The organism is Schinkia azotoformans LMG 9581 (genome assembly GCF_000307855.1).
Classification (GTDB): domain Bacteria; phylum Bacillota; class Bacilli; order Bacillales; family Bacillaceae_J; genus Schinkia; species Schinkia azotoformans.
In genome coordinates this window covers 1-12,055 of the sequence record NZ_AJLR01000124.1, presented here as the reverse complement: position 1 = coordinate 12,055, position 12,055 = coordinate 1, and the positions used below count along the sequence as shown (strand labels likewise).

The 12,055-nt window shown below is 36.1% G+C and carries 15 protein-coding genes; 5 read left to right on the top strand and 10 right to left on the bottom strand.

The annotated features are described in order from the left end of the window. Nucleotides 1-10 precede the first annotated feature (10 nt). Complete coding sequence (locus tag BAZO_RS14670) at nucleotides 11-1,027, top strand: ThiF family adenylyltransferase (RefSeq protein ID WP_003332403.1); 1,017 nt, start codon at nucleotides 11-13, stop codon at nucleotides 1,025-1,027. Between the two features lie 34 nt (nucleotides 1,028-1,061). Further along, nucleotides 1,062-1,247 carry a hypothetical protein gene (locus tag BAZO_RS14665; RefSeq protein ID WP_003332402.1) on the top strand — a complete coding sequence of 62 codons (186 nt, stop codon included), beginning with the start codon at nucleotides 1,062-1,064 and terminating at the stop codon, nucleotides 1,245-1,247. Between the two features lie 58 nt (nucleotides 1,248-1,305). Here BAZO_RS14665 and phoU read toward each other — a convergent pair whose 3' ends face one another. The 5 genes from phoU to BAZO_RS14640 all read right to left on the bottom strand — a co-directional run bounded on the left by phoU (nucleotide 1,306) and on the right by BAZO_RS14640 (nucleotide 6,071). Then, a complete protein-coding gene (phoU, locus tag BAZO_RS14660) occupies nucleotides 1,306-1,965 on the bottom strand; it encodes a phosphate signaling complex protein PhoU (RefSeq protein ID WP_003332401.1) in 660 nt (219 codons plus the stop codon). A 33-nt stretch (nucleotides 1,966-1,998) separates the two neighbouring features. Continuing rightward, nucleotides 1,999-2,766: a phosphate ABC transporter ATP-binding protein PstB gene (gene pstB / locus BAZO_RS14655; protein WP_003332399.1), complete on the bottom strand. Its 768-nt coding sequence runs from the start codon at nucleotides 2,764-2,766 to the stop codon at nucleotides 1,999-2,001. A 13-nt stretch (nucleotides 2,767-2,779) separates the two neighbouring features. After that, on the bottom strand, nucleotides 2,780-3,628 hold the full coding sequence (gene pstA, locus BAZO_RS14650; protein ID WP_003332398.1) for a phosphate ABC transporter permease PstA: 849 nt from the start codon (nucleotides 3,626-3,628) through the stop codon (nucleotides 2,780-2,782). A gap of 1 nt (nucleotide 3,629) precedes the next feature. Further along, nucleotides 3,630-4,559, bottom strand: coding sequence for a phosphate ABC transporter permease subunit PstC (pstC, locus tag BAZO_RS14645; protein WP_003332397.1), 930 nt, complete (start codon nucleotides 4,557-4,559; stop codon nucleotides 3,630-3,632). Between the two features lie 210 nt (nucleotides 4,560-4,769). Next, the gene (locus BAZO_RS14640) at nucleotides 4,770-6,071 is read right to left on the bottom strand and encodes an MFS transporter (RefSeq protein WP_003332396.1); all 1,302 of its coding nucleotides are present in this window, start codon (nucleotides 6,069-6,071) and stop codon (nucleotides 4,770-4,772) included. A 148-nt stretch (nucleotides 6,072-6,219) separates the two neighbouring features. Between BAZO_RS14640 and BAZO_RS14635 the strand changes: the two genes are divergently transcribed. Beyond that, nucleotides 6,220-6,411, top strand: a complete 192-nt coding sequence (locus tag BAZO_RS14635) for a helix-turn-helix transcriptional regulator (RefSeq protein WP_003332395.1) — start codon at nucleotides 6,220-6,222, stop codon at nucleotides 6,409-6,411. After that, the gene (gene def, locus BAZO_RS14630) at nucleotides 6,404-6,976 is read left to right on the top strand and encodes a peptide deformylase (protein ID WP_003332394.1); all 573 of its coding nucleotides are present in this window, start codon (nucleotides 6,404-6,406) and stop codon (nucleotides 6,974-6,976) included. Before BAZO_RS14635 ends, def begins: the two co-directional genes overlap by 8 nt. A 50-nt stretch (nucleotides 6,977-7,026) precedes the next feature. Here def and BAZO_RS14625 read toward each other — a convergent pair whose 3' ends face one another. Further along, entirely contained in the window at nucleotides 7,027-8,226 is a 1,200-nt protein-coding gene (locus tag BAZO_RS14625; protein WP_003332393.1) for an MFS transporter, read from the bottom strand. A gap of 112 nt (nucleotides 8,227-8,338) precedes the next feature. Here BAZO_RS14625 and BAZO_RS22475 point away from each other — a divergent pair, with 112 nt between their 5' ends. Further along, nucleotides 8,339-8,491 (top strand): helix-turn-helix domain-containing protein, encoded by a 153-nt coding sequence (locus BAZO_RS22475; RefSeq protein ID WP_003332392.1) that lies wholly within the window; start codon nucleotides 8,339-8,341, stop codon nucleotides 8,489-8,491. A 286-nt stretch (nucleotides 8,492-8,777) separates the two neighbouring features. Here BAZO_RS22475 and rsgA read toward each other — a convergent pair whose 3' ends face one another. The 4 genes from rsgA to BAZO_RS14605 all read right to left on the bottom strand — a co-directional run bounded on the left by rsgA (nucleotide 8,778) and on the right by BAZO_RS14605 (nucleotide 11,824). Then, nucleotides 8,778-9,863: a ribosome small subunit-dependent GTPase A gene (rsgA, locus tag BAZO_RS14620; protein WP_003332391.1), complete on the bottom strand. Its 1,086-nt coding sequence runs from the start codon at nucleotides 9,861-9,863 to the stop codon at nucleotides 8,778-8,780. A gap of 200 nt (nucleotides 9,864-10,063) precedes the next feature. Then, nucleotides 10,064-10,537, bottom strand: coding sequence for a CBO0543 family protein (locus BAZO_RS14615; protein WP_003332390.1), 474 nt, complete (start codon nucleotides 10,535-10,537; stop codon nucleotides 10,064-10,066). Further along, nucleotides 10,534-11,031, bottom strand: a complete 498-nt coding sequence (locus tag BAZO_RS14610) for a CBO0543 family protein (protein ID WP_003332389.1) — start codon at nucleotides 11,029-11,031, stop codon at nucleotides 10,534-10,536. The genes BAZO_RS14615 and BAZO_RS14610 overlap by 4 nt, the downstream gene beginning before the upstream one ends. A gap of 181 nt (nucleotides 11,032-11,212) precedes the next feature. After that, nucleotides 11,213-11,824: a superoxide dismutase gene (locus BAZO_RS14605; RefSeq protein ID WP_003332388.1), complete on the bottom strand. Its 612-nt coding sequence runs from the start codon at nucleotides 11,822-11,824 to the stop codon at nucleotides 11,213-11,215. Between the last annotated feature and the right edge of the window lie 231 nt (nucleotides 11,825-12,055).

Here is a 12,055-nt window from a genome sequence, read left to right as displayed (position 1 = left end):
AGTGTTGATAATGACCGATTTTACAAGATATTCAAGGCAAATGTTATTTTCGCCAATTGGTGAAGATGGACAAAAAAAACTTACTAACAGTTCAGTTTTAATAGTCGGAATGGGGGCACTAGGTACAGCGCTAGCCAATCATCTAGTTAGGGCTGGTATTGGTCATATACGCTTTATTGACCGCGACTATGTGGAAAGAAGCAATCTTCAACGGCAAATGCTGTTTGATGAAGATGATGTTACTGGTGCTCTTCCAAAAGCAATCGCAGCTAAAAATAAGCTAACAAAGATAAATTCAGACATAAAAATCGAAGCCATCGTGGGTGATGCTTCCCCTAAAAATATTGATGAATTAATCAACGGAATGGATATAGTTCTAGATGGTACAGACAATTTTCAAACAAGATTTTTATTAAATGACGCCTGTTTTAAGTATGGGATTCCTTTTGTTTATGGTGGAGCAGTAAGTTCAAGAGGAATGTCGGCGATCTTTGTACCAAATGAAACACCATGCTTGCGCTGCTTTATCACATCCACTGATCAAGGTGGCCAAACTTGTGATACGATTGGAGTTATTTCACCAATCGTTGATATTGTCGCCTCCCTGCAAGTAGTTGAAGTGATAAAGTTCCTAGTCGGCGATGTAAAAAATCGCAGGAAAAGTCTTTTAACGCTCGATATTTGGAACAACTATCATTACGATATGAAATTTTCAACACCTAAAACAGACTGTCCGACATGTCAGAAGAAAGAATATCCTGCCTTAAATTTAGCCGAGAAGGATATAATAACAGTGTTGTGCGGTAGAGAGACTGTACAAATCCAGGCGAAGCAGGGATTTAATTTAGATGTTTGGGCAGACCGTCTTAAACCTATCGGAAAAGTTCAGAAAACCCCATTTTTATTAAAAGTAGAGCTGCCGGAAGGAGAACGTCTTGTCTTATTTCCGGATGGACGTACGCTCGTTCAAGGTACAGAAGACCAGGTCAGAGCAAAAACATTATATTCAAGGTATATCGGCCTTTAATTCTTGGAATTCTAATTAGCAGGAGGGATAATACATGCAAAATTCCTTGTTGCGAATACTTATTTTGGGAATAGCCTCGCTTTTTGTTTATCGTTACCGCTTTAATTTAATGAATATACTTATGGGCCAGCCAGGGCTTAGAAAATTTGCCGTAAGATCTTTTATGAAAATACCATTTGTTCGAGACCGAATGGTCGGCCAGATGCTGCGGTTTCAATAAATAGTAAAAGGGCTGTCCAAAAAGTCATTAAAAAGTGACTTTTTGGACAGCCCCACCATTAATTATTTAATTCATATCGAATCCCTTTTACGATATAAAACACACCTTCAGATATATTGGTTGCATAGTCGCCAATGCGCTCGATATATCTAGCAATAAATGATAATTGGGTAATTTGCATGAAATCCTGTTTCGTTTCGTCTGATAATTGTAAATATGTTTTGATCGTTTCACCGTATAATTTATCGATTTCGTCATCCATATCAGCTATCTTTTTAGCGAGTACAACGTCCTCTTCGATAAAGGCTTTAAATGAAAGGGACAACATTTCTTTTGCTATTCTAGACATTTTAAGCAAGGAGTCAACGGGTACTTTATGATCAGTCTCGCCGATTCTAATGACTGATTTGGCAATGTTTACAGCATAATCAGCGACTCTTTCCAAATCAGATGCAATCTTAATGGCAACGATAATTCGTCGTAAATCAACAGCGACTGGGGCTTCCCTTGCAATTAAAATAATAGCTAAATCATTAATTTCCTCTTCTATATGGTCAATGTAAGAATCTTCATCGATAACTTGAATGGCACTTTCTATATCCTTATTTTCCATGGCAGTTATTGACTTTACAAATGCATTCTCAGCAAGACCTCCAAGTTCAAGCACTTTTTCATTTAGCTGTTTTAATTTCAAATCAAAATTTTCTCTTAAGGACATATATTTCCCCTCTTTTCTCTTTATTTTTTTGCCTTAGCCAAAACGACCCGTAATGTAGTCTTCTGTTCGTTTATCCTTTGGTTTTGAGAAAATCTGGTCTGTTGGTTCATATTCGATGACTTCCCCGCTAAGGAAAAATGCAGTCCGATCGGAAATACGAGCAGCTTGTTGCATGTTGTGTGTTACAATAACTATGCTGTAGTTTTGTTTTAATTCCTGACATAACTCTTCCACTTTTAATGTAGAAATCGGGTCCAAAGCTGATGTTGGTTCATCCATTAAAATAACATCCGGTTCAATTGCTAGGCATCTTGCAATACAAATCCGCTGCTGCTGTCCTCCTGATAGTCCGTAAGCATTTTCATGAAGTCTGTCCTTTACTTCATCCCATATTGCTGCACCGCGTAAGCTTTTTTCAACTATTTCATCGATTATTCGTCGGTCACGAATTCCATGGATTCTTGGGCCGTATGCAATGTTGTCGTATATGGATTTTGGAAATGGGTTTGGCTTTTGAAATACCATTCCAACCCTTGTCCTTAGTTCTTCAACTTCATATGATTTATCGAAAATATTTTTGCCTCGATATAAAATTTCTCCAGAGGTTCTCACGATAGGAATCATTTCAACCATGCGGTTTAAGGTTTTTATATAAGTTGATTTACCACACCCTGATGGACCGATAATCGCAGTTACTTCATTTTCATAGATCGGCAAATTTATTTCTTTTAACGCATGGTCATCACCATACCAAAGATTTAAGTCCTTTGTTTCAAAAACAAGATTTTTAACGGAACTCATTTTGTTGCTCCTCCTAATATCTTTTTTGGAATTTATTTCGGATAATGATCGCAATTGAATTCATTACAAACAGTACGAGCAACAGAACAACAATTGTTGCTGCAGCTAGATTAGCATATTCGGCTGTTAAAACTGAATCAACTGTCCAATAATAGATTTGCATCGGAAGTGCTGTAAAGTCGTCCATAATATGATCTGGTACCGGCATAATTAAAGCCGGAATCCCTAAAACTACTAATGGAGCCGTTTCGCCAATCGCTCTTGAAAGGGCTAGAATCACGCCTGTCAATATCCCAGGAAGTGCGGCAGGCAAAACAATATTTTTTGTTGTTTGCCATTTTGTCGCACCCATCCCGTAAGACGCTTCCCGTAAAAACCCGGGCACTGCGCGGATGGCCTCCTGGCTGGCAACAACGACAATGGGGAGCACTAGAAGGGACATTGTAAGTCCTCCTGCTAAAATACTAGATCCTAAATTAAACATTCTGCCAAATACCGTTAACCCTAAAAGACCAAAGATAACAGACGGAACACCAGCTAAGTTAGATATATTCATTTGAATAAAAGCTTGAAATTTACCACGCTTTGCATACTCCTCTAAATAGATCGCCGTACCAATACCTAAAAACATCGTAATTGGCGCAACGACAGCCATTAACCATAACGTTCCGGCAATGACCCCCTTAATCCCAGCTCTGTCTGCAGACATTGATAATTTACTCGTAAGAAACTGCCAGTCTAACCAGCCGATACTATCGACTGCAACCCGGTAGATTAATATTCCTAAAACAAACAGAGAAAATAATGTAGAAAGTAAAAAGATATTTTTAATCAATTTATTTTTTAAAATCCGATATTTCATCTTAATATTCCTCCCTGAACTTACGGGAAATAAACTGTGCTAATAAATTCATTAACAACGTAAAGGCAAACAAAGTGATCCCAACCGCATATAAGCTATGATAGCCGACTGTTCCACTACCCGCGTCACCGCTTGTAAATTCCACAATATAAGCAGTCATGGTTTGCATAGGTTGTGTAATATCAAATGTGAAAACCTTATTTGATCCACTCGCAATCGCGACAATCATCGTTTCGCCAATTGCTCGTGAAATGGCTAAAACAAATGATGCAATGATCCCGGAAATAGCCGCTGGAATAACAACTTTCATTGTTACTTCAAATTTCGTAGCACCTAATGCAAGCGCCCCCTCTCTCATTGCATTCGGAACGGCACTCATCGCATCTTCGGAAAGAGAAGCAACTAATGGTATAATCATGATTCCCATGACAATGCCTGGACTCAATGCGTTAACAGGCTCTAATGTAGGAATTACTTGCCTTAGAAGAGGAGTAACAAATGTAAAGGCAAAAAAACCATAAACAATAGTTGGGATGCCTGCCAATATTTCAATCAATGGTTTAAGCTGCCTTCTTACTTTTTCGGAAGCATACTCACTTAAATAAATGGCAGCTGTTAATCCGATCGGGATTGCAACTAACATCGCGATCAAGGTTGTAATCAGCGTTCCATTAATTAATGGAAGAATACCAAACGATGGATCTTTAGCCAGTGGTGCTAATTTCGTACTTGTAAAAAACTCGATCAAAGATACTTCTTTAAAGAAAAGAACGGCTTCAACAATTAATGTAAACACAATCCCAATTGTCGTAAGTATAGAAATAGATGCAATTAAAAACAATATAATAGGTACAGACTTTTCAATTAGCCTGTTCTTCCCCCTACTTTTGCTATTTTCTATCAGTTCTTTAACATTAACAGTTTTTTGCATGAAAACTGCTCCTCTCTTACATAATACCTGTGGATCTCTCATACAATATTTACTTTAATGTTTTTGTATTAATCTTGTTTAAACAGAATGTAAAGGTATTGTAAAACAATGTTAAACAATGTAAAGTCAAGGAAAGCAAAAGCGCCCGTTCATCAACGTATAAACTGAAGCTAGACAGGCAAAAAAAAATAGAACACAATATCTGTGTTCTTAAATAGGTGATCCCCCCTCTCCATCCGTCAACCTTCTAGACGGCATGCGGGAGTATACCTTTTCTTTCATTTCATTAGGATTTTCACTTTTCACATCAATCCCTTTGAAGAAAAAGTAAATAATTAAATGTCCTGCCCCAGTAATAGCCAGTACTATCGGAATTCCACTTTCTTCATTAATAAATGTAACGAAAACTAAAAATAGTAATATTGATACTACTCGACCGCTATTTAAATATAATTCACGAACAACGATATACTCAATCCTCATATCAGCTGCTTTCCAGGCCTTACCGATAACATCATAAGTGATTGACATATAGGGCACTAACAATATCGGATAAGCTATGGCAATTACAACAGCGTACATAATCAAGCGCTGGAAGGAAAGATCAAAAATAATGAGAAATACACTGCCATACAACATCAAACCTCCTATAAGAATTGTTTTTAAGCGATGGGCAGGTTTTATGAATTTAGTAGCAAGAAAATAAAAGACGAACGCAATCCCGGAGTTTACAAGCCCAAATGTTCCAATGGCAAGCTCACTGTTAGTCGTAATATAAACCCAAAGAGAGATGACAAACAAAAAGGAACCTTCACGCAAACCTTGAAAAAAACTTGCATGTAAAATTCGTTGCCAGTTAGGATTATTTTTTCGTTCTTGTAATATGCGCTTGAATGAATAGGTTCCATGCGCGGGCCGTCTTTTAATGAGCAAGCTTAGAAGAACGGCACCAACAAATAAACCTAATGAAATACTAAAAATAGTCGTATAACCTGTGAATGCTTGTAAGCTAGAGATAATCCAACCTGCTAAAATAGGACCAATCATACCTGTTAAAGAAGTTAACACTCCAAAAAAGCCATTAAAAAAATCCCGCGTTTCTGGTTCTGTAATCTCAAATGTTAAAACATTAAATGCCAGCCAATAAAAACCATAGCCAATTCCTAAGAGACCACCCAGTAAAAGTAAAAAGCCAGCTGCATTATCTCCACTTACAAGAACAGTTAAATAAAAAAATGATAAAAATATAACACCTAATCTCAATACGATAATCCGGTCAATTTTTTTTGCCCATTTTCCAGCAAGAATAAATGTAAGCGGCTGCATTACAACTACAGCCAAATTGTATAGAGCAATATCCGTAAATTCACCCGATTGCTTCCATATGTAAATATTCACAAATGTGTTTGACAAAGCAATACTTAATGAATACAACCCACCAATTAATAGCAAGAAAACTATTTCCTTATTTACTTCTTCATGTCCTGTAATCTTTTGTAAAAATCGGTTCATTGCTGACTCCCCTTTATGTACTAGCAATTATTGTTCCTTAGTTAGGATAGAGATATGCAAATAATTTATTTGGCCAGTAATATTGGACATTCCTGCCATGGTACGGTATGATAAATGTCTAAAGTTTTTGACAAACGAGGTAATGAATTTGAAAAATATTATTAAAGTGTTGAGAAAAAAATTAGGAATTACCCAAGAAACTCTTGCTAAAGAATGTGGAGTCGTGAGGCAAACGATTAATTGTATTGAAAATGATAAGTATGATCCTACTCTTGAAGTAGCATTTAAAATTGCAAAAGTTCTAAATAGAAAAGTGGACGAGGTGTTTATATATGAGTAAGTTTGGCGTGGAATACATAATTACAATGAATGATATAGTTAGAGAAGGTGCTGCAATATTACGTAAAAAAACCCAAGAAGTTGACCTTCCTGTTTCAAGTGAAGATAAAGATGCTTTGCTATGCATGCTTCAATATTTAAAAAACAGCCAAGATCCAAATATCTCAAAAAAATATAAACTTCGCCCTGGAGTAGGGTTATCTGCAAATCAAATTGGGCTTGATAAACGTATGTTTGCAGCACTTTTTGATGATAAAGATAAAGAATATATGTTAATTAATCCAAAAATTATTAGTCATTCTCTTAATATGATTTATCTACCTGAAGGAGAAGGTTGCCTTTCGGTTGATAGGGAAGTGGAGGGATTAGTTCCGAGATATGAGAGAATTAAAGTAAAAGCATATGACATAACTGGGCAAGAAGTGATTTTGAAATTTAAAGGATATTATTCCATCGTTATCCAACATGAAATCGATCATTTAGATGGCATCATGTTTTATGACAGGATAAATAAAGAAAATCCATTTAAACTACCAGATAATGTTCCAATTGAAAGTTTGTATTAATTCAATTGAAAAAGCTGCCCCATTTTTTAGGGACAGCTTTCTCATTATTTTTATAGTTCACCAAGTTTTATCTGCTTACTTTTATTATCTAAGCGTTTCTGCCACATTATCGTCACTAACATTGTCAGGACTAGAAAAATAAGGCCCATAATAAATGGATAAATAATATTGACATCATATAACAGCCCAGCAAGGGTGGGTCCTAAAATATTCCCGATACTCATGTAAGCATTATTCATGCCCATAGCAAAGCCTTGTTCATTACCAGCCATTTTAGAGATAAGTGTATTTAGAACAGGACGAAGAATGGAAGTAGCAAGAAAAATTAAAAGTGTAATTCCAAAGAAAAGTATATAGCTAGATGCAAAGAGTGAAAGAAGAAACCCAATTGTTGTTACTCCTATAAAGATATTTAAGACAACTACTTCTCCAAAGCGGCTAACGATACGATCAACGACAAAAAGCTGAGCTATGACGCTTACAATTCCCGTAGATGTAACCATTATCGCAATTTCTTGTGGAGTTGCACCAAATTGATTATCGACAAAAAGACCAAGAACGGATTCGTATGCCATTAAACCGAAACTCATTACAAGCGTAATAATAAGAGGGATAAAATAAGGCATTTTCACGGAGCGAACCATCTTTCTACCCATTGATTCATCATCTGTAGATAAATCCTTTGATTCAGTTGTGCTACTTTCCTTAAGGATAAAGATAGAAAATAATACAGCAACTAGTGATACAAGTGCAGATATTAATAACGGCATCTTCAATCCAAAATCCGCTAAAAAGCCACCTATCCCTGGTCCAATGACAATTCCTAGAGACATAGCTGCTGATATTAAGCTATTACCTTTTGCTCGTTGATCCACCGTAGTAATATCTGCTATATAGGCAAAAATAGCAGGTATGAGCAATGCAGCTCCAATACCGCCAATGACACGTGATACATAAAGCCACCAAATTGAATTAAAGCCGTAAAACACAAACATGGAAATCGTCAAACCTATCAATCCATAAATAATCATCTTCCTACGCCCATATTGATCAGCCCATTTTCCCGCAATCGGAGAAAAGATTAATTGCGCTCCTGCAAATAGAGCAATCATTAATCCCGCGGCAGTACCACCTTGGTTGATGGACTCTAAATACGCTGGCAAAATAGGGATAATAATCCCGAAGCTTCCAATGGCGATGAACATATTAATCATCAATACTATTATCTTTTTCCGCTGTTCTACATTCAAAATTACTCACCTCTTTTTCTTCCAAAAAAACAATTCTATAATGATAGCAAACAATTGTCAATGATACTTCAAAACAAACCAATTCCAAAAAGAGTTGACATACGTCATTCGATTGACAAAAATAATTCTTTGTGTAGGCAAAAAAGCAGGTGTATACCGATTACTAAAAGGTGCTGTAACTGAAGTCGCAAAGCTATTAGATAGTAGTGAAGCAACTATTTATCGCTATATCAATGAAGTTGAACAAATGGAAACTAAAGAGTAAATAAAAGCAAGCACTTATATATAAAATCTTAATGGCACTTCTTAATACTTATTATTGTCTGTGATAAGTACTTTTCATAAGAATATCTAAGCTTTCCTTATCAATCCATTGGTAGTGAAGGGCAAAATCATTTCTATATTTTTTAGGACATTTTCCCTCGATACACTGATTGAAAATTAGATTCTTTCTGCAAGTCATATCATGCAATCATTCGGATTTGAGTTTTTGTAAAAAAGCCTAATTTCTCAGTTAAAATTGAGAAATTAGGCTTTTTTGTTCTAAAGTTTTATCTTCTTTTTTTCCTATTTTGTTCTTTTAGGAATTTTCTAGCATTTTTCATGCCACCCATGCCACTAAACATTTCATTTATCTTTTCTTTTTCAATCATTTTAGAATTCAAGCCATCATACTTAGTTTCCCTGCCAAGTTTTCTGTAACTCTCTAGCCTTTCTGCCGACAAAATACCATCTTTAATCGCTTTTTGCACAGCACAGTTGGGCTCACTTTGATGGGTACAATCGTTAAAACGGCAATTAGAAGCAAGCTCGGTAATATCAGCAAACGATTTCGTTAAATCAGCGCTAATAATTCCAAGCTCCCTCATTCCCGGAGTGTCTATAACAACACCTAAATTCGGCAACATAATCAGTTCACGTCTTGTAGTAGTATGTCTGCCCTTATCATCATTTCTTATCTCTTTTGTTTCTAATATAGTTTGACCGAGAAGACGATTAATTAAGGATGATTTCCCAACTCCAGATGAGCCAATAAGGGCTATTGTTCGACCACTAAAAAGATAGCTTTTTAATGGTTGATATCCATCATCAGAAATACTTGTTGTAACAAGCACATCTATACCAAATGCGATAGATGATATTTCGTTAAGTCTTACCTCTACTTCCTGACATAGATCGGATTTTGTAAGCACAATAACTGGTGTTGCACCGCTATCCCAAGCGATAGAAAGGTAGCGCTCTAACCTTCGAAGATTAAAATCATTGTTCAGTGACATACAAATAAAAACTGTATCAATGTTAGCAGCAACAACTTGGGTATCATTTGTAGAACCTGCTACTTTACGTGCAAAAACACTTTTACGTGTTAGTACATGGTGAATAATACCGTTGCCATCTGAGTTGTCCACTCGGTCAACCATTACAAAATCTCCAACAGCAGGATATTCAGACAGTTCAATTACACTGTGGTGAAGCTTTCCAGAAATATTAGCTTTAATCTCACCTTTTTCCGTTAAAACCTTATACAGATGTTTAGATTGGGATGAAATTCGGCCAATATAAAAACCTTTATATTGATTGGCTTCCAGTATAAACCTTTCAGTTAGCCCTATATTTTTCATATCAATTTTATTCAACTTGATTGCCTCCTAAAGTTTTGATTATAACCTTTGGGAGGTGTATGCCTGAATTATTGTGCACATACCTCCCCAATTGCTACAATCTCAAGCTCTTGCTTGCTACGCATAAAAAAACATCCCCTTTCTACCATTAATTAGATTTCACTATACCATAGTTTATGGAGTTTTTCCCGCTTCGAATTAATTAAGATTACATATTATGTATTTGAACGTCCCTTTTCGAAAAACCAGACGCAAAATAAACGAGTTACGAAAAACGAAAGACATATTGTTAGCAAAGTAATATACCATTCCCAGTGTATGTATTCAATGAGATCGGTATATTTTTCGATAATGACTTCAACCAAAGTCAACAAAGAGCCTACTCCAACATAATAACCCAATTGAATAAGAGCACTTCGATCATTGGGATACCATACATTAAAGGCGGAACATACGACTGGAAAAGCATAATATTCAAACGTGAAACTCGTCCGATTGATAGTAGTAAACAAACGAATAGGATATTTAAGAAGACCCAACTCTACAACCACCAAACCTATAAGAAAGGTAATAATCTGTGTGAACAAAAACGCCACTACCGCAAGTCGAAGTTTATTTTTGGGTATGAAGAAAACAATTCCTGTTGCCACTGCGTACACCGATAGCAAGATCCACCATTCAATTCTCATTTTGTACTCCATATCTCTGCTCGAAACAGGGCTTTGTCCTTAAAGAACCAATTACAGCAGACTTGACTCACGAAAAAGAGAAGCCAAATGTAAATCCACATCCCCCACCATGACAGTAATCCATATTCTAATAAATCTGTAAATCTCTCGATAACAACATCAAACAACGTGATAATAGAGACCCAAACAAAAAAGTATGTAATTCTAGACCATAGACTGCCCTTTGCTCTCTTATTGACGTAAAATATTGAAAACAATACTGGATAGAAAAAATAATTAATTGTTAGGGGGAGATCTGTCGCTTTCGGCAACACCCGCACAGGTGCACTTAATAAGCCAAATTGAAAAGAGGGCATATCGCAAAGCCAGACGATTGCTTGAAACATTAAGAATGCTAAGAATCCCTTGCGCCATTCTTTGTGTGGAATAAACAAAATAAAGCCAAGAAAACCGAACAGCCACATTGCTACAAGGATCAAACACTCCATCAGCATGTTTCAGAAATCCCTCCCAATAAACTACTTATTATTTATGGCATTAAAAGTATTTTCAGTATTCTCCAATCATATTCAATAATGTCGATAAAAAAAATATAAAATCTGGTCTTGCCAAAAAAAGAAGGTATGCGAATTCATATTCGAATTTGCATACCTTTTGTTTTGTGTATTTTTATTATTATTTTGCAGCGTTATAGCGTTTTGTAACTTCTTCCCAATTTATTACGTTCCAGAATGCACTTACGTAGTCGGGACGACGGTTTTGGTAGTTTAAGTAATAAGCATGCTCCCAAACATCTAGACCAAGAATTGGCGTTTTGCCTTCCATTAATGGAGAATCCTGGTTTGGTGTGCTAGTCACTTCAAGCTGTCCATTGTTAACTGCTAACCAAGCCCAACCTGAACCAAAACGAGTTGTAGCTGCTTTAGCGAACTCTTCTTTAAAAGCATCAAAGCTACCAAATTTTTGAGCGATTGCGTCAGCAAGTTCACCAGTTGGTGCGCCACCACCATTTGGACTCATAACAGTCCAGAATAATGAATGGTTAGCATGACCACCACCGTTATTGCGAACTGCAGTACGTGCTGCTTCAGGAACAGCATCAAGGTTTGAAATAACTTCTTCAACAGATTTGCTTAAAAGCTCGTCATTTCCTTCAAGTGCGTTATTTAAGTTTGTTACATAAGTATTGTGGTGTTTCGTATGATGGATTTCCATAGTTCTAGCATCAACATGTGGTTCTAATGCATCATATGCATAAGGTAATTGTGGTAATTCAAATTTAGCCATAATAAAATCTCCTCCTAGTTAATTATGTAGATGTTAATTTTTGGATTTTTATACTTTTTTGTTTCAAAAGTATCTTTCGCTCTTACATTAACACTTATTCCACACTTTTTCAAATTTAAAACCTCAAAATTTTACATAACAACATAATTTTTTCCAACCAAGCCATTATTTATTCAAAATAAAAACACCCTTATAAAGGATGTTTTTTAGAGTGGCTCGAGACAGAATCGA